Source organism: Geobacillus sp. FSL W8-1251 (assembly GCF_038005945.1).
In the GTDB taxonomy this organism is placed as follows: Bacteria; Bacillota; Bacilli; order Bacillales; family Anoxybacillaceae; genus Geobacillus; species Geobacillus stearothermophilus.
Genome location: NZ_JBBOUF010000001.1, coordinates 1,376,252 through 1,400,000, shown reverse-complemented (window position 1 = coordinate 1,400,000; position 23,749 = coordinate 1,376,252). Strand labels below are relative to the sequence as shown.

The 23,749-nt window shown below is 53.8% G+C and carries 20 protein-coding genes, 2 rRNA genes and 1 riboswitch (1 of these 23 only partly in view); of the genes, 16 read left to right on the top strand and 6 right to left on the bottom strand.

Going from position 1 to position 23,749, the window contains the following annotated elements; genetic code table 11:
* The 6 genes from NSS88_RS07300 to tsaD form a co-directional block, all read left to right on the top strand.
* Positions 1-2,681, top strand: a 23S ribosomal RNA gene (locus NSS88_RS07300) (it extends 247 nt beyond the left edge of the window).
* Positions 2,682-2,928: 247 nt separating this feature from the next.
* Positions 2,929-3,045: ribosomal RNA gene (rrf, locus tag NSS88_RS07295) — 5S ribosomal RNA — on the top strand.
* 225 nt (positions 3,046-3,270) lie between these two features.
* Positions 3,271-3,729, top strand: coding sequence for a tRNA (adenosine(37)-N6)-threonylcarbamoyltransferase complex ATPase subunit type 1 TsaE (tsaE, locus tag NSS88_RS07290; protein WP_033010045.1), 459 nt, complete (start codon positions 3,271-3,273; stop codon positions 3,727-3,729).
* Positions 3,726-4,466, top strand: a complete 741-nt coding sequence (gene tsaB / locus NSS88_RS07285; RefSeq protein ID WP_055357895.1) for a tRNA (adenosine(37)-N6)-threonylcarbamoyltransferase complex dimerization subunit type 1 TsaB — start codon at positions 3,726-3,728, stop codon at positions 4,464-4,466. The genes tsaE and tsaB overlap by 4 nt, the downstream gene beginning before the upstream one ends.
* Positions 4,426-4,878: a ribosomal protein S18-alanine N-acetyltransferase gene (gene rimI / locus NSS88_RS07280; protein ID WP_055357894.1), complete on the top strand. Its 453-nt coding sequence runs from the start codon at positions 4,426-4,428 to the stop codon at positions 4,876-4,878. Before tsaB ends, rimI begins: the two co-directional genes overlap by 41 nt.
* Positions 4,875-5,888, top strand: a complete 1,014-nt coding sequence (gene tsaD / locus NSS88_RS07275) for a tRNA (adenosine(37)-N6)-threonylcarbamoyltransferase complex transferase subunit TsaD (protein ID WP_047817700.1) — start codon at positions 4,875-4,877, stop codon at positions 5,886-5,888. The genes rimI and tsaD overlap by 4 nt, the downstream gene beginning before the upstream one ends.
* 704 nt (positions 5,889-6,592) lie before the next feature.
* On the opposite strand, the gene abc-f is transcribed toward tsaD, so the two are convergent.
* Positions 6,593-8,524 carry a ribosomal protection-like ABC-F family protein gene (gene abc-f, locus NSS88_RS07270; protein ID WP_033016753.1) on the bottom strand — a complete coding sequence of 644 codons (1,932 nt, stop codon included), beginning with the start codon at positions 8,522-8,524 and terminating at the stop codon, positions 6,593-6,595.
* 95 nt (positions 8,525-8,619) lie between these two features.
* Here abc-f and moaC point away from each other — a divergent pair, with 95 nt between their 5' ends.
* From moaC to tatC, 4 genes are read left to right on the top strand one after another with little or no spacing between them, the layout of a single operon-like run.
* Positions 8,620-9,108, top strand: a complete 489-nt coding sequence (moaC, locus tag NSS88_RS07265) for a cyclic pyranopterin monophosphate synthase MoaC (protein ID WP_055358561.1) — start codon at positions 8,620-8,622, stop codon at positions 9,106-9,108.
* Positions 9,109-9,123: 15 nt separating this feature from the next.
* On the top strand, positions 9,124-9,765 hold the full coding sequence (locus NSS88_RS07260) for a redox-sensing transcriptional repressor Rex (RefSeq protein WP_033016754.1): 642 nt from the start codon (positions 9,124-9,126) through the stop codon (positions 9,763-9,765).
* Between the two features lie 17 nt (positions 9,766-9,782).
* Positions 9,783-9,935 carry a twin-arginine translocase TatA/TatE family subunit gene (tatA, locus tag NSS88_RS07255; protein WP_031406010.1) on the top strand — a complete coding sequence of 51 codons (153 nt, stop codon included), beginning with the start codon at positions 9,783-9,785 and terminating at the stop codon, positions 9,933-9,935.
* A gap of 20 nt (positions 9,936-9,955) precedes the next feature.
* The gene (gene tatC, locus NSS88_RS07250; RefSeq protein ID WP_033016804.1) at positions 9,956-10,705 is read left to right on the top strand and encodes a twin-arginine translocase subunit TatC; all 750 of its coding nucleotides are present in this window, start codon (positions 9,956-9,958) and stop codon (positions 10,703-10,705) included.
* A 151-nt stretch (positions 10,706-10,856) separates the two neighbouring features.
* Here the strand turns inward: tatC and NSS88_RS07245 are convergent, their stop codons facing one another.
* The 3 genes from NSS88_RS07245 to NSS88_RS07235 form a co-directional block, all read right to left on the bottom strand.
* Entirely contained in the window at positions 10,857-12,407 is a 1,551-nt protein-coding gene (locus NSS88_RS07245; protein ID WP_341083536.1) for an IS1182 family transposase, read from the bottom strand.
* Positions 12,408-12,542: 135 nt separating this feature from the next.
* A complete protein-coding gene (locus NSS88_RS07240) occupies positions 12,543-12,722 on the bottom strand; it encodes a YdiK family protein (RefSeq protein ID WP_033010036.1) in 180 nt (59 codons plus the stop codon).
* Positions 12,719-13,453: a CPBP family intramembrane glutamic endopeptidase gene (locus NSS88_RS07235; protein WP_049624795.1), complete on the bottom strand. Its 735-nt coding sequence runs from the start codon at positions 13,451-13,453 to the stop codon at positions 12,719-12,721. Before NSS88_RS07235 ends, NSS88_RS07240 begins: the two co-directional genes overlap by 4 nt.
* A gap of 360 nt (positions 13,454-13,813) precedes the next feature.
* Between NSS88_RS07235 and groES the strand changes: the two genes are divergently transcribed.
* Both groES and groL read left to right on the top strand, forming a co-directional pair.
* Positions 13,814-14,098: a co-chaperone GroES gene (gene groES / locus NSS88_RS07230; RefSeq protein ID WP_033010033.1), complete on the top strand. Its 285-nt coding sequence runs from the start codon at positions 13,814-13,816 to the stop codon at positions 14,096-14,098.
* Between the two features lie 118 nt (positions 14,099-14,216).
* The gene (groL, locus tag NSS88_RS07225; RefSeq protein WP_033016756.1) at positions 14,217-15,833 is read left to right on the top strand and encodes a chaperonin GroEL; all 1,617 of its coding nucleotides are present in this window, start codon (positions 14,217-14,219) and stop codon (positions 15,831-15,833) included.
* 166 nt (positions 15,834-15,999) lie between these two features.
* Here the strand turns inward: groL and NSS88_RS07220 are convergent, their stop codons facing one another.
* Positions 16,000-16,263, bottom strand: a complete 264-nt coding sequence (locus NSS88_RS07220; protein WP_341083803.1) for a hypothetical protein — start codon at positions 16,261-16,263, stop codon at positions 16,000-16,002.
* Between the two features lie 270 nt (positions 16,264-16,533).
* Here NSS88_RS07220 and fumC point away from each other — a divergent pair, with 270 nt between their 5' ends.
* Entirely contained in the window at positions 16,534-17,904 is a 1,371-nt protein-coding gene (gene fumC / locus NSS88_RS07215) for a class II fumarate hydratase (protein WP_055358645.1), read from the top strand.
* 134 nt (positions 17,905-18,038) lie between these two features.
* Here fumC and NSS88_RS07210 read toward each other — a convergent pair whose 3' ends face one another.
* Positions 18,039-18,536, bottom strand: coding sequence for an Nramp family divalent metal transporter (locus tag NSS88_RS07210; protein ID WP_235434235.1), 498 nt, complete (start codon positions 18,534-18,536; stop codon positions 18,039-18,041).
* A gap of 336 nt (positions 18,537-18,872) precedes the next feature.
* Between NSS88_RS07210 and NSS88_RS07205 the strand changes: the two genes are divergently transcribed.
* The 3 genes from NSS88_RS07205 to NSS88_RS07195 are packed head-to-tail and all read left to right on the top strand — an operon-like array spanning position 18,873 to position 23,169.
* Positions 18,873-19,829, top strand: a complete 957-nt coding sequence (locus NSS88_RS07205) for an AAA family ATPase (RefSeq protein ID WP_053532401.1) — start codon at positions 18,873-18,875, stop codon at positions 19,827-19,829.
* 5 nt (positions 19,830-19,834) lie between these two features.
* The gene (locus NSS88_RS07200) at positions 19,835-21,010 is read left to right on the top strand and encodes a DUF58 domain-containing protein (protein ID WP_341083799.1); all 1,176 of its coding nucleotides are present in this window, start codon (positions 19,835-19,837) and stop codon (positions 21,008-21,010) included.
* Entirely contained in the window at positions 21,007-23,169 is a 2,163-nt protein-coding gene (locus tag NSS88_RS07195; protein WP_341083797.1) for a DUF4129 domain-containing transglutaminase family protein, read from the top strand. The genes NSS88_RS07200 and NSS88_RS07195 overlap by 4 nt, the downstream gene beginning before the upstream one ends.
* A gap of 467 nt (positions 23,170-23,636) precedes the next feature.
* Positions 23,637-23,693, top strand: a riboswitch (purine riboswitch).
* The last annotated feature ends 56 nt before the right edge of the window (positions 23,694-23,749 follow it).

The window sequence follows — 23,749 nt, the reverse complement described above, 5'->3', positions numbered from 1 at the left end:
CGGCGAGCGAAACGGGAACAGCCCAAACCAAGAGGCGTGCCTCTTGGGGTTGTAGGACCGCTCATTGTGGGAGTGAGAAAGGAACGGGGTAGACGAACCGGTCTGGAACGGCCGGCCAGAGAAGGTGACAGCCCTGTAGTCGAAACTTCGTTCCCTCCCGAGCGGATCCTGAGTACGGCGGGACACGGGAAATCCCGTCGGAAGCAGGGAGGACCATCTCCCAAGGCTAAATACTCCCTAGTGACCGATAGTGCACCAGTACCGTGAGGGAAAGGTGAAAAGCACCCCGGAAGGGGAGTGAAAGAGAACCTGAAACCGTGTGCCTACAAGTAGTCAGAGCGCGTTCATGCGTGATGGCGTGCCTTTTGTAGAATGAACCGGCGAGTGACGATGGCGTGCGAGGTTAAGCCGAAGAGGCGGAGCCGCAGCGAAAGCGAGTCTGAACAGGGCGAAAAGTACGTCGTCGTCGACCCGAAACCAGGTGATCTACCCATGTCCAGGGTGAAGGCCGGGTAACACCGGCTGGAGGCCCGAACCCACGCACGTTGAAAAGTGCGGGGATGAGGTGTGGGTAGGGGTGAAATGCCAATCGAACTTGGAGATAGCTGGTTCTCCCCGAAATAGCTTTAGGGCTAGCCTCGGGATGGAGAGTGTTGGAGGTAGAGCACTGATTGGGCTAGGGGCCCTCATCGGGTTACCGAACCCAGTCAAACTCCGAATGCCAACGACTTATGCCCGGGAGTCAGACTGCGAGTGATAAGATCCGTGGTCGAGAGGGAAACAGCCCAGATCGCCAGCTAAGGCCCCAAAGTGCACGTTCAGTGGAAAAGGATGTGGAGTTGCAAAGACAACCAGGATGTTGGCTTAGAAGCAGCCACCATTTAAAGAGTGCGTAATAGCTCACTGGTCGAGTGACTCTGCGCCGAAAATGTACCGGGGCTAAACGTGCCGCCGAAGCTGCGGGATGACCGTTGGTCATCGGTAGGGGAGCGTTCTAAGGGCGTTGAAGCCAGACCGGAAGGACTGGTGGAGCGCTTAGAAGTGAGAATGCCGGTATGAGTAGCGAAAACAGAGGTGAGAATCCTCTGCGCCGAAAGCCTAAGGGTTCCTGAGGAAGGTTCGTCCGCTCAGGGTTAGTCGGGACCTAAGCCGAGGCCGAAAGGCGTAGGTGATGGACAACAGGTTGAGATTCCTGTACCACCTCCTTCCCGTTTGAGCGATGGGGGGACGCAGGAGGATAGGGCGAGCAGGCGGCTGGAAGAGCCTGTCCAAGCCGCAAGGCTGATCCGTAGGCAAATCCGCGGATTGTAAGGCCAAGCGGTGATGGCGACGGAGTCATCCGGAAGTCCCCGATTTCACACTGCCAAGAAAAGCCTCTAGCGAGGGAAGAGGTGCCCGTACCGCAAACCGACACAGGTAGGCGAGGAGAGAATCCTAAGGCGCGCGGGAGAACTCTCGTTAAGGAACTCGGCAAAATGACCCCGTAACTTCGGGAGAAGGGGTGCTCGTTTGGGTGAAGAGCCCGAACGAGCCGCAGTGAAAAGGCCCAAGCGACTGTTTATCAAAAACACAGGTCTCTGCGAAGCCGAAAGGCGACGTATAGGGGCTGACACCTGCCCGGTGCTGGAAGGTTAAGGGGAGCGCTTAGCGGAAGCGAAGGTGCGAACCGAAGCCCCAGTAAACGGCGGCCGTAACTATAACGGTCCTAAGGTAGCGAAATTCCTTGTCGGGTAAGTTCCGACCCGCACGAAAGGTGTAACGACTTGGGCGCTGTCTCAACGAGAGACCCGGTGAAATTATACTACCTGTGAAGATGCAGGTTACCCGCGACAGGACGGAAAGACCCCGTGGAGCTTTACTGCAGCCTGATATGGAATTTTGGTATCGCTTGTACAGGATAGGTGGGAGCCTGGGAAGCCGGAGCGCCAGCTTCGGTGGAGGCGGCGGTGGGATACCACCCTGGCGATATTGAAATTCTAACCCGCACCCCTTAGCGGGGTGGGAGACAGTGTCAGGCGGGCAGTTTGACTGGGGCGGTCGCCTCCCAAAAGGTAACGGAGGCGCCCAAAGGTTCCCTCAGAATGGTTGGAAATCATTCGGAGAGTGCAAAGGCACAAGGGAGCTTGACTGCGAGACGGACAGGTCGAGCAGGGACGAAAGTCGGGCTTAGTGATCCGGTGGTTCCGCATGGAAGGGCCATCGCTCAACGGATAAAAGCTACCCCGGGGATAACAGGCTGATCTCCCCCAAGAGTCCACATCGACGGGGAGGTTTGGCACCTCGATGTCGGCTCATCGCATCCTGGGGCTGTAGTCGGTCCCAAGGGTTGGGCTGTTCGCCCATTAAAGCGGTACGCGAGCTGGGTTCAGAACGTCGTGAGACAGTTCGGTCCCTATCCGTCGCGGGCGCAGGAAATTTGAGAGGAGCTGTCCTTAGTACGAGAGGACCGGGATGGACGCACCGCTGGTGTACCAGTTGTCCCGCCAGGGGCACCGCTGGGTAGCTATGTGCGGACGGGATAAGCGCTGAAAGCATCTAAGCGTGAAGCCCCCCTCAAGATGAGATTTCCCACCGCGTCAGGCGGGTAAGATCCCTCGAAGATGACGAGGTCGATAGGTCCGAGGTGGAAGCGTGGCGACACGTGGAGCTGACGGATACTAATCGATCGAGGGCTTAACCTAACAAGAAAAGTGGAGGCCGCCTGCTTATCGGCGAGGCGCGCTGGAGGGCCTGCGAGCGGGCTTAGCCCGCCGCAGCAGGACCGAAGCGTCGCGAGCCGATGGCGGCCGGAACTAGACAGCGAAAAGCGCAGGCGAGCGGTTCGCCCCGGCTTCTTCCGACGGTTATCTAGTTTTGAAGGAATGGCTTTCCTTCTTGACAACATTTATTTTTTAAGTATAATAAATGATGTCGAAACTGAATCGCTTGCCTAGTGGTGATAGCGGAGGGGAAACACCCGTTCCCATCCCGAACACGGAAGTTAAGCCCTCCAGCGCCGATGGTAGTTGGGGCCAGCGCCCCTGCAAGAGTAGGTCGCTGCTAGGCAATCTTATTCACCAGGGAGTAGCAACACGCCTAATTCCCTTTTTCTTTTTGTTTTGCGAGTTTGATCTCAGGACTGCCCGGGAGGCTCAATATAGCCTTAGCAGGGCAGTCCTTTTGTTTTGTATGGCTGTTTTTTTGGCGCCGGCAGTGGCAACGTTGCCGTTCCTTATGGTAAAATTTCAAAAGCGGAAGCAAAGATGATAAAATGGAATAAGGTGGAACACCATGAAGCAGTTTGAACTTACCGTGCATTCTCCGGAAGAGACGAAGGCGGTTGCACGCCGGCTCGGAGAACGGCTTCAGCCGGGGATGGTCATCGCGTTAGAGGGAGATTTAGGTGCGGGAAAAACAACGTTTACGAAAGGGATTGCCGAGGGGCTGGGCATTGTACAAAACGTCAACAGCCCGACCTTCACGATTATCAAGCAGTATGATGGGCGGCTGCCGCTTTATCATATGGATGTGTATCGGCTTGAAGACGAATGGGAGGATCTCGGATTTGATGAATATTTTAACGGTGATGGTGTTGCGGTTGTCGAGTGGGCCCATTTGATTGCGGGGCAGCTGCCTGAGGAGCGGCTGACCGTTTCTTTGTTTCGCCATGGCGGCGATGAACGGAGACTTGTCTTTGAGCCGTCAGGGTGGCGCTATGAACAGCTATGCAAGGAGATTTTTGCGTCATGAAAATATTAGGGATTGATACATCGAATATGCCGCTAGGCATTGCTGTGGCGGATGGGGATGTTATTAAAGGGGAATTCGTTACGAGTGTCAAAAGAGATCATTCTGTCCGGGCGATGCCGGCCATTGAGTCGCTGCTTCGGCAGTGCGGAATGGCGCCCAATGAGCTTGATTTAGTTGTTGTTGCGAAAGGCCCTGGATCTTATACCGGGGTGCGGATCGGTGTCACCATTGCGAAAACGCTCGCTTGGTCGCTCGGCATTCCGATAGCCGGCGTCTCGAGTTTAGAGGTGCTCGCCGCTAATGGCCGGTATTTCCCCGGTTTGCTCGTCCCGCTGTTTGACGCGCGGCGCGGACAAATTTACACCGGGTTGTACCGGTACGAGGACGGCGCGCTCCGATGCCTTGAAGCGGACCGTATTGTGGCGGCGGACGAGTGGGCCGATCATTTACGCAGACGGGGAGAGGATGTATTGTTCATCGGGGCCGATGCGCCGGTATATAGTGAGCTGTTTCGAAGCCGCTTGGGCGGGCGGTTTTTCATGACGCCGCCGCCGTTGACATTGCCGCGGCCAAGTGAGCTCATCATGCTCGGAAAAGAGAAACAACATGAGAATCCGCATACGTTTGTGCCGAATTACATCCGTCTTGCGGAAGCGGAAGCGAAATGGCTTGCGAAACAAAAAGGGGACGGGGACGATGGGGATCGATGTGCAATTCCGGCCGATGACCATTCATGATATCGATGAGGTCGTGCAAGTCGAGCAGGCGTCGTTTACCGCGCCGTGGACCCGGGAATCTTTTTATAATGAACTGATGTACAATCGTTACGCGAAATATATTGTCATGGTGCACCGCGGACGGATCATCGGGTATGCGGGGATGTGGCTCGTGATTGATGAAGCGCATGTGACGAATGTCGCTGTGCTGCCACAGTTTCGCGGACAAAAACTCGGCGAAGCGCTTATGCGCCGCCTTATGGAAACAGCCAAGCAGCATGGGGCGGCGACGATGACGCTGGAAGTGCGCGTCTCGAACCATGTCGCCCAGTCGTTGTACCGAAAGCTTGGGTTTCGCAATGGCGGCATCCGCAAACGGTATTATCCGGACAATTTTGAAGATGCGCTAGTGATGTGGGTGAAACTGACATGAATGAAAACGTGCATGTACTAGGTATTGAAACGAGCTGCGATGAAACAGCGGCGGCCGTGGTGAAAAACGGAAAAGAGATTTTATCGAATGTTGTGGCGTCGCAAATGGAAAGCCATCGGCGGTTTGGCGGTGTTGTGCCGGAAATTGCCTCGCGCCATCATGTCGAACAAATTACACTCGTCATGGAGGAAGCGATGCGGCAGGCTGGCGTATCGTTTTCCGATCTTGATGCCATTGCGGTGACGGCCGGACCGGGGTTGGTTGGGGCGCTCCTTGTCGGGGTGAACGCCGCAAAGGCGCTCGCGTTTGCCCACGGGTTGCCGCTTGTCGGGGTGCATCATATTGCTGGTCATATTTACGCCAACCAGCTCGTGGCGGAGATGAAATTTCCGCTGTTGGCGCTTGTCGTTTCCGGCGGGCATACGGAGCTTGTTTACATGGAAGGCCACGGGGCGTTTCAAGTCATTGGCGAGACGCGCGACGACGCTGCTGGTGAGGCGTATGACAAGGTGGCGCGGGCTTTAGGCCTTCCGTACCCAGGAGGACCGCACATCGACCGGCTGGCTCATGAGGGCGAGCCCGTGATTGATTTGCCGCGAGCGTGGCTTGAGGAAGGTTCGTATGATTTCAGCTTCAGCGGCTTAAAATCAGCGGTTCTCAATGCGCTCCACAACGCGAAGCAGCGCGGCGAGGAGATCGATCCGAGACAGATGGCCGCGAGCTTTCAGGCCAGCGTCGTCGATGTGCTGGTGACGAAAACGGTGCAGGCCGCCAAAGAATACGGCGTACGACAAGTGCTGCTCGCCGGCGGAGTGGCGGCCAACCGCGGGCTTCGGGCTGCACTGCAGGAGAAAATGAAAGAGCTTCCCGATGTGGAGCTTGTCATCCCACCGTTATCGCTATGCACTGATAATGCGGCGATGATTGCCGTTGCGGGAACTGTGTTATATCAACAAGGAAAGCGGGCTGATTTGGCGCTCAACGCCAATCCAAGCTTGCCGCTTGTCTAGAAGGTCGGTGATTTAGTACAAAATACTGCTAGCTCCACTTGTTTCTCAATTAGAGAAAAACTGTGGAATCAGCCTTCTTTTTTGGCGAAATGCCGTTGATTTGCTCGTGACAGCAGTTTGTCACCGGCCTTCTAGGAGGTTGGGGATTTCATAGAGCGGATCGCTTAGGGCAGGTGGTCTGCTCTTTTTTGTTTGGCAAGCGGAACGGCCGTCGGGTGGGGACTTGTTGTGCATATTTTTATCCATAGGTTGTGGACAATGTGGGAAAGTAAAAAAAACATGATAACGGCGAGGAGTGCAATACACAATCATTTTTTCATATGAGGAAAGGGATTGGTTGTGGATAATGTGGAAAAGTCGGTGAATAACTTCTGTTTTGCACAGAAAAGTGTGGATTTCTTTGTGTATAATGTGATTAACACAAAAACGGGGCTGACCTAAAAGGTCGCCTGCCTTCAAGATAGGCGCACGTCTAGTGCGGCAGAAACAGCAAGCATATATATGCAACGAAAGAGGGTGTTCCAATCCTTTGGGGACACCCTCTTGTCAGTCATCGTCCTTCACCTAAGAAGCAGCTTTCATGAACAAGGCAAAAGGCTGCTAAATGAGTTTGGCCTGTGATCGGCCTGGCGCGGTGATGCGCACGAGCAGTGCACATGAAGCCGCTAGATGCCCGTGTTGGCGTTCCCTGGCAGCGGATTGGCTCAAAACGAGGCGTAGAGCTGTTCCCACTCGGCCAATAACGTTTCAAGCTGCTGTTTCCGCTTTTCGTTTTCTTGCGTGAGCTGCTGCACGGTTTCATAATCGCCGTATACAGACGGGTCGCACAGCTGCTGCTCGGTTTCAGCGATTTGTGCTTCCAGTGCGGCGATCTCGGCTTCGATCTCTTCCAGACGGCGCTGCCGTTGGCGCTGTCGTCTTTTTTCCTCTTTTTCTTGCTCGTATGTGGATTTGGCTGTTTCGCCGCTGTCCGGTGATGCGGGCGGGTGGGAGTCCAGGCGCGCCAATTCGCGCATTTCTTCTTTTTTCGCCACGTAATAGTCATAGTCTCCTAAATATTCGACAAGCCCATCGCCCGAGAGTTCAAACAGCTTTGTCGCGATGCGATTAATGAAATAGCGGTCGTGGGAGACGAACAAGATCGTTCCCGGATAGTCGACAAGCGCCTGCTCGAGCATCTCTTTGCTGTCAAGGTCGAGATGGTTGGTCGGTTCATCCAACAAGAGAACGTTGGCTTTTTGCAGCATGAGTTTGGCGAGCGCCAGGCGTGCTTTCTCTCCGCCGCTTAAGGCGGAAACCGGTTTTAAGACGTCGTCGCCGGAAAACAAAAAGTTGCCGAGCACGGTGCGAATTTCTTTTTCGGTTTTGTCCGGGTAGGCGTCCCACAACTCGTCGAGCACTCGTTTGTTTGTCGACAGTTCCGCCTGGTTTTGGTCGTAATAGCCGATTTTCACATTTGCACCGTACCGGAGCTTTCCGGATTGGACTGGGAGCTTTCCGGCGATCGTCTTCAACAATGTCGACTTGCCGATGCCGTTTGGTCCGACCAAGGCGACACTCTCCCCCCGTGTGATGCGAAAGCTGATTTGGCGGATGACCGGTGCGCCTTCGCGATAGCCGGCGGTCAATTGCTCTGCGGTGAGCACCTCATGGCCGCTCGGCCGCTCAATCGCAAAAGAAAAAGAAGCTGATTTTTCATCTCCGGCCGGGCGTTCAAGCCGCTCCATTTTTTCGAGCTGCTTTCGCCGGCTTTGCGCCCGTTTCGTTGTCGAGGCGCGGGCGATGTTGCGCCGGATGAAGTCTTCGAGGCGGGCGATTTCCTCCTGTTGCTTTTCGTATCGTTTTAGCTCTTGTTCGTATTGCTCGGCCCGAAGCTCCAAATAGCGGCTGTAATTGCCGCTATACCGCTTAAGCGTCGCGTTGGACAGCTCGTACACTTCGGTGACGACTTTGTCCAAAAAGTAGCGGTCATGGGAAACGAGCAGAACGGCGCCGGGGTATGCCTGTAAATATTGCTCGAGCCATGTGAGCGTATCGAGGTCCAAATGGTTCGTCGGCTCGTCTAAAATAAGCAAGTCCGGCTTGGCCAACAGCAGTTTTCCAAGGGCGAGCCGCGTCCGCTGTCCGCCGCTTAGCGAGGAAACGGGCGTTGTTTGGTAATCGTATGACGAAAATTGCAGCCCGTGCAAAACAGAGCGGATGTCGGCTTCATACTGATAGCCCCCTTGTTCTTTGTATTGCTCTTGCAAGTTGTCATACGCTTGAAGCGTTTTTTCGTAGCGGGACGGATCGGCGAGCAGATCCGGGTCGCCAAGCTGGGCGCCGAGCTCTGCCAGCTGCGCTTCGATCGCCCGGAGCGGCGCGAATACGTCCAGCATCTCGTCCCAAATGGAGCGTGACGAGTCGAGCCCGCTGTTTTGCGCCAAATAGCCGATTTTGATATGGCTTGGCTTGATGATTTCACCGCTGTCGGAAGAAAGTTCGCCGGCGATGATCTTCAGCAGCGTCGATTTGCCTGCGCCGTTGCGGCCGACAAGAGCAATGCGGGCGCGGGACTGTATTTCTAGTTTTATATTCGATAAAATAAGGTCAGCGCCAAAATATTTCGTGAGTCCATTCACTTGCAAAATGATCATGTCCGTCACCTCGCGAATAGTTTAACGTAAGTCGCGAAAACGGTCAAAGACAGATAACGAAAAATGGTGTATAGTGATAAATGGAGGAGATTGTCTTGTCATCGTTTACGCATTTCAATGAACAAGGCCGGGCGAAAATGGTCGACATTACACACAAGGAAGATACGATCAGGATAGCGGTGGCGAGAACGAGCGTCACCGTCAATGAAGAGATTTACGAAAAGATGACGAACAATGCCATTGAGAAAGGTGATGTGCTGGCGGTAGCCCAGGTGGCCGGGGTCATGGCGGCGAAAAAAACGGCCGATCTTATTCCGATGTGCCATCCGCTTATGTTAAAAGGCGTCGATATTGCCTTTGCTTGGGAAAAAGAGGCGGAAGCGTATAAACTTGTGATTACCGTGACGGTCAAAACGAAAGGGAGCACAGGAGTGGAGATGGAAGCGCTGACGGCGGCTTCGGTATGCGCATTGACTGTGTACGACATGTGCAAATCGCTCGATAAAGGAATGACGATCGGTCCAACGTATTTGGTCGAAAAAACGGGCGGGAAGTCCGGCCATTATCGACGGAAAACCGATTAGCTGGGGGATGAAACGATGAGCAACGAACAACCGAAAATCCCGCAGGCGACTGCCAAGCGTCTGCCGTTATACTATCGGTTTTTGAAAAATTTACATGCCTCAGGGAAGCAGCGCGTGTCCTCCGCCGAGCTGAGCGAGGCGGTGAAAGTCGATCCGGCGACAATTCGCCGCGACTTTTCGTATTTTGGCGCGCTCGGCAAAAAAGGATACGGGTATAATGTCAATTATTTGTTGTCGTTTTTCCGCCAGACGCTTGAAGAGGATGAGGTGACCGAAGTCGCCTTGTTTGGCGTCGGCAATTTAGGCACCGCCTTTTTAAACTACAACTTTTCGAAAAATAACAACACGAAAATTGTCATGGCGTTTGATGTCGATGAACGGAAGGTCGGAACGACAGTCGGCGGGGTGCCGGTCTATCATCTCGATGAGCTGGAGGAGCGGCTTCGCGGCGACATTCCGATCGCGATTTTAACCGTGCCGGCCGCCGCGGCTCAAGCGCTGACCGACCGCCTTGTCGCGCAAGGAATTAAAGGCATTTTAAACTTTACTCCGGCGCGGTTGAACGTGCCGAACCATATTCGTGTCCATCATATCGATTTAGCCATTGAGCTGCAGTCGCTCGTCTATTTTTTGAAAAACTATCCATCGCCATCGTAAAAAGGAGAGAACAACACATGAAATATTTGTTGCTCGTTCTTGTCATTTTGTTGCTGTTTGGCACGAAAAAGCTGCCGGAGTTGGGGCGGTCGTTCGGCCAGTCGCTTCGCGAGTTTAAAGACGCCACAAAAGGGCTCGCTGATGACGAAGAAACAAAAACCGACCGATGACAAGGCAGGATGGGGAAACGATGAATGACAAAGAAATGTCCGTGTATGAACACCTCGGAGAGCTGCGGAAACGGCTGATCATCGTGCTTCTCTTTTTCGTTGCGGCGCTTGTAGCCAGCTTCTTTTTTGTCGATGACGTCATTGTGTATTTGCAGCACACTGCGGAAGCGAAACAGCTGACGATGAACGCGTTCCGCCTCACCGATCCGATTAAAGTGTATTTTCAGTTTGCCTTTGTCATCGCCGCTGTACTGACTGCTCCGGTGCTGTTGTATCAAATTTGGGCGTTTGTCAGTCCGGGGCTGTATGAAAAAGAGCGGAAAGCAACGCTCAGCTACATTCCAGCATCGATCATTCTATTTTTAGCCGGGGTTGGTTTTGCGTATTTCGTCTTGTTTCCATTTGTCGTCCGGTTTATGAATCAGCTGGCGGAACGGCTCGGCATTCAACAGATGATCGGCATTAATGAATATTTTCAGTTTTTGCTGCAGCTCGTGCTGCCGTTTGGCATCGTGTTTCAGCTGCCGATTGTTGTCCTGTTTTTCACCCGCTTAGGGCTTATTACGCCGCAGCTTCTTGTTCGCATCCGCAAGTATGCGTATTTGGCGCTGCTTATTTTAGCGGCCGCCATTACGCCGCCGGATGTGTTGTCGCAAGTGATCGTCATGATTCCACTGACGCTTTTGTATGAGGGGAGCATCTGGGTTGCCAAAATCGGCTATCGAAAGGCGCAATTAGCGGCGGAGGAAGGAAGCGGCGATCCATATTGAGGGCAGCATCAAGAGGACGGTTCATACGGCGCCAGGCAAAAAGGGGCTGACCCAAAAGTCCGCCAAAAAGCGGACTTTTGGAGTCAGCCCTCTCTGGTTTTTGTATATTTTACCAAACGGAACAAAATTCCGACTCTGTTCTCCCCCTCATTTACGCCACCAAGGACAATTGCTTGTCCCTAGCGGCTTTTTTGAGAAGATTGTGGGCAGCACAAACCAGCCCCCATTCGATGGAAACTTTTTGGAGGCCTCGCAGGACAAAGCGACGAAACCCGCGATTTTGTTTGATTTGCCCAAATACACTCTCAATGTCGGTTTGGCGTTGGCGGTATCGGGCTTGCCCTTCTTCACTCTCCAACCGTTCGCGGGCTTTCTGTTTTTGTTCATGATAGATGGGGTTCCATTGCGTGGTTCGTCCATACTTGGAAGTCGTGCAGGCCGAACGGAACGGACATCCTTCGCATTCATGGCATTGGTAGTGTCGGGTGACCGAGGTGTATCCTGATTCCGTGGTCTGTTTCGAAGTTCCGGTGCGAACCAGCTTTTTCCCATTGGCGCAAATCCAAACGTCTTCTTCTTCCACATAGGTCCAATTCTGCTGATGATGCGGATTTTTCTTGACCTTGCGCGTGTTCTCCTTCTCATACGTATGGTACTTGATCAAGGCCGATATGTGCTTCTCTTCCAGCTTCACGTAGTTCTCTTCCGAGCCATAAGCCGCGTCAGCGATCAAACGTTCGGGTTCCACGCCGTACTTCTCTCGAACGGTCTCCAAATGCGGGAGAAGACAACGAGTGTCGCCCGGCCTCTGATGAAGGGAATACCCCAAAATAAATTGGCCGGAAGAACCCACCTGTACGTTATAGGCCGGCTTGAGCTGGCCGTTTCGCATGTGATCCTCCTTCAACCGCATGAAGGTGGCATCCACATCGGTCTTGGAATAGCTGTTGCGATCCCCGCATACATGGAGTTGGTGTTCATACTTTTCACTGCGGGGCAAGTAGTCCTCCTTCATCTTCTTGATGGCCTTCTTCAACGGTTGGTTGTCCGGCTCGGCCTCCAACCGTTTTTCCCACTCCTCGGTTTTCTTTCGGATTTCTTCTGACGTAAAGGCCGGCGAAGGGTCGATGTCTTCCGCCTTTTCTTCTTCCACGATCACCTCGATCTGGGCAATCAGCCGATCGACATTGGCTTGGAGTTTCTCCTGGTACTTCTCAGCCGATTTGCGCCAAACGAAGGTGTACCGGTTGGCATTCGCTTCAATTTTCGTTCCATCCACAAAATAATCTTCCATCTTGACATAGCCGTCGGCCACGAGCAGCGTGATCATTTCCCGGAACAGGTCGTCAATCAGGTCTTTCATCCGCTCCGAACGAAACCGATTGATGGAACGGAAGTCCGGCTTTTGAAATCCACTTAGCCACATGAGGGGAAGGTGGACTTCGAGCTGCCGTGCAATCTCACGGCCATGATACATTTTTTGGGTGTAAGCGTAAAGGAGAATTTTGGTCATCATTTTCGGATGATAGGCGGAGGCGCCCCCTCCTTTGTAGTAAGCAAGAAACGTCTCCATCGGGATGCGTTCAACCATCTCATGAACCACGTGGGCCATGTTATCCCGTGGAATGAGATCGGCGATGTTGCTTGGCAAAGAGAGGTTGTCCATGGTATACTCTTTAAAGGAAATATGATCATGTTTCATAAAAGAATCGCCCTTCTTTCGGTGGTAGTGGTTTTGGTGACTCTATTCTACCAGAAAAAAGGGCGATTCTTCTATATTTGAGGCAAAAAAGTGGGGGCTGATCCCAAAACGCATTCGCGTTTTGGGTCAGCCCCTTTATTGTCTCGGTGTGAAGAACAAGCGAAAGGCGGTGCCGAAATCAAAAGCGGCCAGCGCCGCCAACGCGATGGTTGAGACGTTCCAAATCGTTTCATGAACGCTTTCGATCGCCAAATACGTAAACAGGAAGCCCAAGATGAAATACGGAACAGAAAACAGCCGCGGATGGCGCGTCATAGCCAAATCCTCCAAATGGCCAGCGGCAGTTCCGCTTGGCGCATCATGTTTTCCAATTCATCAGCCAACAAAATTTGAACGGCAACGACAAACGTGTTCATTGCTACATGGGCGAACATCGGCACGAAAATGCGTCCGGTTTTGGCGTATAAAAAGGCGAACACCATCCCCATGGATGTGTACAAAAGCAAATGCTCCGGCTCCATGTGGGCGAGAGCAAACAGAAGCGAGCTGGCCAGCGCTGCCAACCAAAAGTTGTATTTTTCATAAAGCGAGCCAAAAATGATTTTGCGGAAGATGAGTTCCTCCAAAACCGGGCCGATGACCGACGTGACGACGACGAGCAATGGCGTCAGGCGGATGATGTCGATGATTTGCCTTGTGTTTTCCGAGCCCGGCTCAATGCCCAATAGACGCCATTCGATGTTGGCGGCAACGCTTTGCGCGGCAAGCGCCAAAAAGACGCCCGAGATCGCCCACATCCATGACGAGGCGAGCGGCAGCCGCCGCATTGTCCGTTCATCGCGGTCGCCGCGCAGCAGCCATAAAATGATGGCAAAAGCCAATAAAAAGCTGATGACCGCCCAATAGCCGGAGGCAATTTTCGCTGCTTCGAGACGTGTTTGCGCGCCTTGGCCGACGCCGAGGGAGCGAAGGAGCGGCACACCGACAAAGGAAGACAGCTGCATGGCGATATAGGTGATGATGACATACCAGTAACGGCGCTTCAAATCGTTTTACCCCTTTATTTCAAATATATCCGTATTGTAGCACATGTTCGGCGAAATGATAAGAAAAGCGCGCCGGCCGTGGTTGGCGCGGCCGCCACAAAAAAATTGCCTAGCGTTGTTTATTGATGTTAGAAATGTGCAATAATGAAAATGGATTTTGTGCGCCGATTGATCTGGGGCCTGACAGCTTGTTATCCCATTTTCTCCTTATCTTCGCGCATGAAAGAAAAACAGTTATTTTTTTGTATTTCCTACTTGCAAAACGGAGAAGAGTTCATTAATATTATAAGTGTGTTAGCACTCAATAATGATGAGTGCTAATAAGAACGGCGAAAACTATCGTTAAGGAGGTTGTTTCCCGTGTTGAAGCCATTAGGCGATCGCATTGTCATTGAAGTCGTGGAAACTGAAGAAAAAACGGCTAGTGGCATCGTGCTGCCGGATACGGCGAAAGAAAAGCCGCAAGAAGGCCGCGTTGTCGCTGTCGGTGCAGGCCGCGTGCTTGACAACGGCCAACGCGTTGCGCCGGAAGTTGAAGTCGGCGACCGCATCATTTTCTCGAAATACGCCGGCACGGAAGTAAAATACGACGGAAAAGAATACTTAATTTTGCGCGAAAGCGACGTTTTGGCTGTCATCCGCTAATATATTGCGTTTACCACATAAACATTCCGGAAAACTGACATATCCTTAACTTTATGACACGAATACTTACCTTTTTCACGGCATGCAGTGAAATAAATTCATAAGGAGGTAACGGGGTATGGCAAAGGAAATTAAGTTCAGCGAAGAAGCGCGCCGTGCGATGTTGCGCGGGGTGGACAAACTCGCAGACGCAGTGAAAGTCACATTAGGTCCGAAAGGCCGCAACGTCGTATTGGAGAAAAAATTCGGTTCTCCGCTCATCACGAACGACGGGGTAACGATCGCGAAAGAAATCGAACTCGAAGACCCGTTTGAAAACATGGGCGCGAAACTGGTCGCTGAAGTCGCCAGCAAAACGAACGACATCGCTGGGGACGGGACGACAACGGCTACCGTATTGGCTCAAGCGATGATCCGTGAAGGATTGAAAAACGTGGCAGCTGGCGCCAATCCGATGGGCATCCGCCGCGGGATTGAAAAAGCGGTAGCGGTAGCGGTTGAAGAATTAAAAGCCATCTCCAAACCGATCAAAGGAAAAGAATCGATCGCCCAAGTGGCTGCGATCTCGGCTGCTGACGAAGAAGTCGGCCGATTGATCGCTGAAGCGATGGAACGCGTCGGCAATGACGGCGTCATCACGCTTGAAGAATCGAAAGGCTTCACGACGGAACTCGACGTTGTCGAAGGGATGCAATTCGACCGCGGTTACGTTTCGCCGTACATGATTACAGATACGGAAAAAATGGAAGCTGTTCTCGAAAATCCGTACATCTTGATTACGGACAAAAAAGTATCGAGCATCCAAGAGCTGTTACCGGTTCTTGAGCAAGTCGTGCAACAAGGCCGTCCGCTCCTGATCATTGCGGAAGATGTCGAAGGCGAAGCACTCGCAACGCTTGTTGTCAACAAACTGCGCGGCACGTTCAATGCGGTTGCTGTCAAAGCGCCTGGCTTCGGTGATCGCCGCAAAGCGATGCTCGAAGACATTGCGATTTTGACAGGCGGCGAAGTGATCTCGGAAGAGCTTGGCCGTGAACTGAAATCGACGACGATCGCGTCGCTCGGCCGTGCGTCAAAAGTGGTTGTTACGAAAGAAACGACGACGATCGTCGAAGGCGCTGGCGATTCGGAGCGCATCAAAGCGCGCATCAACCAAATCCGTGCGCAGCTTGAAGAAACGACGTCCGAATTCGACCGCGAAAAACTGCAAGAACGCTTGGCGAAACTCGCTGGCGGCGTAGCGGTCATCAAAGTTGGCGCAGCGACAGAAACGGAATTGAAAGAACGCAAACTGCGCATTGAAGATGCGCTCAACTCGACTCGTGCTGCGGTTGAAGAAGGCATTGTCGCTGGCGGTGGCACGGCGTTGATGAACGTCTACAGCAAAGTTGCGGCCATCGAAGCGGAAGGCGATGAAGCAACGGGTGTGAAAATCGTCTTGCGCGCGATCGAAGAACCGGTTCGTCAAATCGCGCAAAACGCTGGTCTGGAAGGCTCGATCATCGTTGAGCGCCTGAAAAACGAAAAACCGGGCATTGGCTTCAACGCGGCAACAGGCGAATGGGTCGACATGATCGAAGCTGGTATCGTTGACCCGACGAAAGTCACTCGCTCGGCGCTGCAAAACGCTGCCTCTGTCGCCGCCATGGTCTTGACGACAGAAGCGGTCGTTGCCGACAAACCGGAAGAAAACAAAGGCAACAACAACATGCCGGATATGGGTGGCATGATGTAATCTCGCCGCAAAAGCCTTGGAACACTGGGGTTTCCCCGGTGTTCTTTTTCTTTTTGACTATATATGCCTCAGCCAGGTGTTCTTACAGCCGCTGATCGGGTGAAGGGCAGCTGTTGTTTCTCCCTCATATCGCTATTCTATTGCACCTTTTCCTCCGCTGTGCTAGTTATCGCACCTCAATGAAAAACGCATAAATCGCATTCCCTTTTTTCCAAGAGGTGTGAATGGCATAAATGTATGCCTCTTTCTTTTCCGGAAGAGTAATGATTCCGTTTTGCACCGAGCGCCAGTCGGCATCTCCGCCGTTCCATACACCCGCTTCGATCGTCAACGGGCGGTCGTCAAATTGGAGGTGTAATTTTGCCCCAGGGGCAACCGGATGGGGATTCATGTTTTTCACGAGCAGCGGCGGGGCGGCAACGTCGGCCACGACTCCGCGGCCGCCTGTTGACCATGTATATGTTCCGAGGCGGTGGTCGATTGTCTCTCCGTCGACGGCCAATCGTAAGTCAGGCGGTTGGATGTCGCCCGATTGGCAACCGGACAGCCATACAGCGATGAGGAGCCATAGCCATCTATTTTTTCATGTCGTTTCCCCCTTTCTCAGTTAGACGTTTTGCCTGCTCATTTGTTTCATTGTCGATTGTGATTTTGGGTAAAATTAGAAATGGAAAGGCGATATCCAAAGGAGGAGAATGGAATGAACGTGCGGATTGAACGCGATTCGCTCGGTGAGGTGCAGGTGCCGGCTGATAAGTACTGGGGGGCGCAGACGGAGCGAAGCCGGCAAAACTTTCGCATCGGCAAAGAAACAATGCCGCTTGAACTCATTTATGCCTATGCCGAGCTGAAAAAAGCGGCGGCGATCGTGAACCATCAGGCTGGAAAGCTGAGCGAAGCGAAGCAGCGGGCGATTGTGGCCACGTGCGAGGAAATTTTGGCGGGCCGATGGGATGACCATTTTCCACTCGTCGTCTGGCAGACGGGAAGCGGGACGCAGACGAACATGAACGTCAATGAAGTCGTGGCGAGACGGGCGAGCGAGCTGCTAGGTGACGGGGAGGGGCGCATTCACCCAAACGATGATGTCAACATGTCGCAAAGCTCGAATGATACATTCCCGACGGTGATGCATATCGCGATCTACATGAAAATCCAAACACATCTCCTGCCGGCGCTTGATGGCTTGATCGGAACATTCGCTGCAAAAGAACGCCAATATGAAAAGACGATCAAAATCGGGCGCACCCACTTGCAAGACGCGACGCCGCTTACATTTGGGCAGGAAATTTCCGGCTGGCGGACGATGCTGGAAAAAAGCAAGGCCATGATCACCGAAGCGAGTGAGAAGCTGCTTGATTTGGCGATCGGCGGCACGGCGGTCGGAACCGGAATCAATGCGCCGCCGGGATTTGGCGAACAAGTGGCCGAGCAGCTGAAGGCGCAAACCGTCTATCCATTCCGTTCGGCAACAAACAAATTCCATGCGTTGACCAGCCATGACGAGATTGTTTACGTCCACGGGACATTGAAAGCGCTTGCTTCCGATTTGATGAAAATCGCCAACGACATCCGCTGGCTGGCGAGCGGGCCGCGCTCCGGGCTCGGGGAGATCACGATTCCAGCCAATGAACCGGGGAGCTCGATCATGCCGGGGAAAGTGAATCCGACGCAAAGCGAAGCGATGACGATGGTCGCTGTTCAAGTGTTCGGCAACGACGCCACGATCGGTTTTGCGGCAAGCCAAGGCAACTTCCAATTAAATGTGTTCAAGCCGGTCATCGCTTATAACGCCATTCAGTCCGTGCAGCTGCTCGGCGATGCGATTCGTTCGTTTGATGAGCGGTGCGCCAAAGGGTTGGAGGCGAATGAAGCGAAAATGAAAGAATACGTAGAGCGGTCGCTCATGCTCGTGACGGCGCTGAGCCCGCATATCGGCTATGACCGGGCGTCGGAAATCGCGAAGCTCGCCCATCGCGAAGGGTTGACGCTCAAGGAAGCGGCATTGAAAACCGGGTATGTGACAGCTGAGCAGTACGAAGAATGGGTGAGGCCGGAGAAGATGATTTAGCGGCACAAAACGACGGGTAGATCAGCCGTGAGCGAATAGGCGGGCCAAAAACGCTCATCCCGATTCAAGGGATGAGCGTTTTTCCATTGAGACAGCCTCCTGCCGCCAGCTGGCTGCTTTGCACCGGGAAAATGTTAAGCAAACAGGCGAATGAGTTCATTAATCGACAAGACGGCAAACAGCGCCAGACAAAGAACGAGCAGCGCATTCGAGAGCCAATGGTTGCGCCCTTTTTCTGGAAGCGCTTTTTTCGAATTGAGCAAATAAAGAAGCGTCACAGCCAAAAATGGCATAAACAGCGCGCCGAGCGCCCCGTAGGCGATGATGAGTCCGACCGGCTTGCCGATGAAATGCAAGAGCATCGGCGGGAAGGTGAGCCAAAAGACGTAGAAGCGGAACGCTTTTGACTGGTTGAGCGATTCAGCGCCAACCGGCGTTTTCCGCATGTTGCGAACAAAATCGGCGAACAAATACGAAACGCCGTTCCAAACGCCGATGACCGATGTAAATGACGCCGACCAAAAGCCGAGCAAAAAGAGCCAACGGGCAGCCGGGTGCAGCTCGTTGCCCATGATCGAAGCGAATGACACAAGCCCCTGCTCGCCGCTGATCGTCGTGTCAGTGCCGTACAACAAGGCGGCGCCCCAAGCACGAGAAGCGACAACATAAAGATGGCGGTGACAATATAAGCGACAGCGGAATCATAGCGCATCGGCGATACGTAAGCTCGCCCTTTCCAGCCGTTTTCCTGTAGCCAATATCCGTATGACGCCATGGTGATAGAGCCGCCGACGCCGCCGATCAGCCCCGGGCCGATCATCGTCCACTTCGATTTCCCTTTTTTCTCTTCCCCCTTGTTGCAAATAGGTTCCGAAAGTTCCGTATATTCGATATTATAGTAATAGTATAAACTTCACCTTGTCTACCGCTGAAAGACCCATTCATTACTATAAAAGGAGTTTGATGTCATGGCGATTTACGAGCCGCTGCTCCCCCCTTTTGAAAAGGTGGTCCGCAACATTGAGCAAGTCATTGTCGGAAAACGCGACGTCATCATCCTCAGCTTAACAGCGTTATTGGCCAAAGGCCATGTGCTGCTCGAGGATGTGCCCGGCGTCGGCAAGACGATGTTGGTGCGTGCGCTGGCGAAATCGTTCAACGTGGAGCTGAAGCGCATTCAGTTTACGCCGGATTTGCTGCCGAGCGATGTGATCGGCGTTTCCGTCTACAATCCGAAAACACAGCAATTTGAGTATAAACCCGGACCGATTGTCGCCCACATCGTGCTCGCGGACGAGATCAACCGGACGTCTCCGAAAACGCAATCGGCGCTCCTGGAAGCGATGGAAGAAGGAAGCGTGACTGTTGACGGCGTCACCCGGGCGCTGCCGCAGCCGTTTTTGGTGATGGCGACGCAAAATCCGATTGAATATGAAGGAACGTATCCGCTCCCCGAGGCCCAGCTTGACCGGTTTTTAGTGAAACTGCACATGGGCTATCCGTCTCCCGATGAGGAAATCGAAATGTTAAACCGTCTCGAAAAAGCGGCGCCGCTTTCGGAGATCGGGCCGGTGATGCCGCTTGATGAACTGCTCACTCTGCAGCGAAAGGTGATGGGCGTGCATGTGAGCGACACCGTGAAGCGGTATATCGTCGATCTCATCCAGCAAAGCCGTGTGCACGAAGCGGTCTATTTGGGCGTCAGCCCGCGCGGGGCCATCGCTTTGATGAAGGCGGCGCAGGCGTACGCGTTCATTCATGGCCGCGATTTTGTCATCCCTGATGATGTGCAGCACCTTGCTCCCTACGTGCTGGCTCATCGCCTGCTTATTCGTCCGGAAGCGAAATGGGACAAGCTTGATGCTGAAATGGTCGTCAGTCAGCTTGTTGCCCGTACGCCGGTGCCGGTGCAAGGACGGCGATAAAAGCGATGAACGCGAAGCGAATGAAGAAGGGGAGGCGTTGGCTCCCGCTTGTTGGATTGTTGCTGTTGACCGCCATCTTGTTTTCCTATGCCATGTTTCAAGGCGGATTTGTCAGCTGGTTTTTGTTTTACAGCTTTTTGCCGTTTGGACTGCATGCGTTTGCCGTCGCCTTGTATCCGATCAGACGCGTTGCGGTAAGCCGGACGGTGCCGGCGAAGCGCTATCATGCAGGAGAACCGATTCCGGTGACGGTCCGCATGGAGCTGCCTTGGGCGATTCCGCCCGCTGCCCTCACCGTTTCGGGCCAGGAGCCGCGGCATGGAGGGGCGATGGCCGCGTGGCCGTTTCGACGCCGCCTTTCTTGTGCGTGGTCGCTCTCGTTGCCGCGCGGCCGCCATCAGTTGGACATCGTGCGCCTCGAGGCTTCTGACGCCCTCGGCTTTGTGAACAAAGCAGAATCGTTTTCGGCGCCGTGCACGATCATCGTGTATCCCCGCTATTGGCCTTGGCCGGCAGAAATGGTGCGTGAATGGTTCGCCTATGGAAAAGAGGCCCGCCCGCTTGCTTACCGCCGCGATCTGGCGGTGGCGGCCGGCGCCCGCGAGTACGCGCCCGGTGACAAAATGTCGTGGGTGCATTGGAAGGCGTCAGCGCGAAGGCAAGCGTTGATGACAAAAGAGTTCGATGAGCAGCGCAATGACGATTGGATCGTCGTGCTCGACGGCGCCGCATCGCCATGGTTTGAGGAGCTTGTCACGCTGGCGGCGTCCATCGCGAAAGCGTTGATCAATGAAGGAGTCCCAGTCGGCCTGCTCGTGACTGGAAAAGCCCGTTCTTATTTAGCGCCGCGGCGAAGCGAGGAGCAGTGGCCGTCGCTCCTTCTCTGTCTGGCGGAAGCGGAGGCGAACGGATCAGCGCCGCTTGCGTCTCAATTGGCGGAGGAGGGGAACTGGAGAACAGCGGCCGGTTGCGTGGTCGTGACGTCGAGGTTATCCGCCGAGTTGGCTGCGCAGCTGCGAGCGATGGCGTCAAAACGCTGCATAGTGTTGTATGTGGTCAACCGTGAATGGGGAGAGGACGAGCGGAGGTGGGCGGACGGACTCCGCCATGCGGGGGTGCACGTATCCCACATGCCCCCTCAATCATGGCAAACTGTCCGGCAAGGAGGAGAAGACGGATGAGGCGGTTAGGGACAAGGAAGTTGTCTGCTATGCTGCCCAACGTCCTAGCGGCTTGGCTGCTCACGGAATGGCTTTGGCCGTTGGAAGACGTGACGGATACAGCGCATATTAGAGTGTTTGCGGCCTTTGTCGCCCTTTGCTTCGGGATGTATTGGCTCCGCCTTCCGATCTGGCTGTCCGCTTTGGGGAAAGCGGGATATATATGGTGGTCGCTCGCTTGGCTGTTTTCGTTCCATTCGGCCGCCTCGCTGCCGTATGCCTTATGGCGGGATGGCGCGGCTTGGCTGCAGGGGGGACGCTTGTCCATGCCGAGCGATGCCGTGCGCACCTTTGCCTTTTTTCTGCTGCTATGGGCCATCTCGTTTCTGTTTCATTGGCTGATTGTCCAGAAAAAACGGTGGTTTGTCCCATACGCATTGACAGTTGGGTATATCGCTGTGCTTGATACGTTTTTTCCGTATAGCGGGAACGACGCGATCGTTCGCCTTGTGGCGCTTGGCTTTTTCGCCTTCGTTTGGCTGCATGGCGAGCGGCTGCAGGCAAAAGTGCCGTCTTTTCGCATCGGAACGTGGCGGGCGGCCGCTCTGTTCATTCCGGCTGCTGCTTTGGCGGCTGGGTATGCGGGACCGAAGCTGCCGCCGCAATGGCCGGATCCGGTGGCGTTTATCCACAGCGATCACGCCCAGCCGGAAGAAACGAACGACGACTCGCCTTCTCCTGGCGTGGCAAAAGTGGGATACGGACAGAATGATTCCCGCCTCGGCGGGCCGTTTATTGCTGATGATACCGTCGTCTTTACGGCGAAAGATCGAGGGCTTCATTACTGGCGGATTGAGACGAAAGATATTTACACCGGCAAGGGATGGGAAGTGTTTCCGAGCGAGCAAGTCCGCTCGTTTGCCAACGGCGAAGAGCTCAAGTATGAATGGTGGAGCGATCAAGTTGAGACAGTGGAGCAAAAGGCGGAGATCGAGCGGCGCAATCAAGGGTTTCATCTCGTTTATCCGCTTGGGTTGCGGCGGGTGGAAGTAGCCGAACCGGTCGTGTACCGCATGGATGTGGCGACAGAGAAAATTTATACGACCGATGACAGGGCGAATGCGTTCCCTGTTGGCAAGTATTCATTGACCTATTGGGAGCCGGATTTTCCGATTGCGGCGTTGCGCGCCGCGCCCCCAGTTCGAGACCCTCTTCTGTTGAAACGATATACGCAGTTGCCAAAGACGCTTCCGCAAAGGGTGCGCGACTTGGCGAAGCAAATCGTCGTCGGAGAACAGACGGCTTACGACAAAGTGAGAGCCATTGAGCAATATTTTCAACTTGGGCAATATACGTACGAAACAAAGGATGTCGCCGTTCCAAAAGAGAACGAAGATTACGTCGATCAATTTTTATTTGAAACAAAACGGGGGTATTGCGACAATTTTTCGACTTCTATGGTCGTGCTCGTGCGTTCGCTCGGCATTCCGGCGCGCTGGGTGAAAGGCTATACGTCCGGAAGGCTTGTCAGCGAGCAAGACGGGGAAAATCTTTACGAAATCCGCAACCATGACGCTCATGCGTGGGTTGAGGTGTATTTTGAAGGCGTCGGCTGGGTGCCGTTTGAGCCAACGCGGGGGTTTGTCAACCCGTATGCGTTTTCACTTTCTCAACAGAATGAGGAGCAACAAGCGCAGCCCTCGCAGCCGGAACCACAGGAACAGCCGCGCGTGCCGCTCGAACAATTGATCAAACGATCATCGCCAGAGCAAGACCGCCATTGGTGGGAGAAGCTGGCCGACAGTTGGTCATGGCAAATGGTGCTGGGCGTGTTCGCGATGCTGGCGGCATTGGGCGGAACGATTTACACGACAAGACGAAAATGGTGGCCGCGCCTTACGCTCCTTCGATTCCGCCGCCGCCAAGTTGACGGCCCGGAATGGCTTGTCCCCGCTTACTTGGCGTTGTTGCGTCAGCTGCATGACTACGGGCTGAGGCGAAAAGAAGATGAAACGTTGCGGCAGTACGCCATTCAAGTGGATCGTTTATTTGAAACCGATGAAATGGAACGTTTGACCAAATCGTATGAACAAGCGGTCTACGGCGCAAACAGCAGCCGGATCGACATCCGTGAGGCGCGCCAATTGTGGGAAAATTTAATAAAAAGGACGATCTCTTGACCGCCTGCCGGCAAGTTGATAGAATGAATTCAAATTTGCATACGGATAGACGAAAGCCCTTCATCCTATTTCGCGCAGGAGACTCCCACTTCAACGACCAAAGGGAGTAAGTGGGAGAGGAATGCGCGTTCCCCCTTTCTTTTGTGTATGATAGAATAAAGGCGTGGAGAAAACCGTTCAATAAAGGCACTCCAATCACGGCTACTCGATGTATGGAGTTGGTTACAGGAAACGTTGTAACCGTAAAACATCGAGCGTAGGTCCGTCTGTTGTGTGTGGAAGCCAAGTACTGCCAACAGACACACCGAGAGAATCGGTAACGATGCAGGCATGACCTGCGTCGTTGGGTAGTCGTCAACCTGCCCCCTGATGCAACCCCAAGTCAAGGAAGGAGGACGAAGTCCGTTTGCACTTCTGGGGAGTTGCAAGCCCCCACTTCAAGCGTTAGCGAAGTGGGGGTAGTTGACATAAGCGCAAGAATATGGCTTGTGCGTCTCTACCGGGCCGCCGTAAACGGCCCGACTATGAAGGCAGAAGACGCTGCTATTCTGCCTTCATCCACGTTTTGGGCAACGGCAGC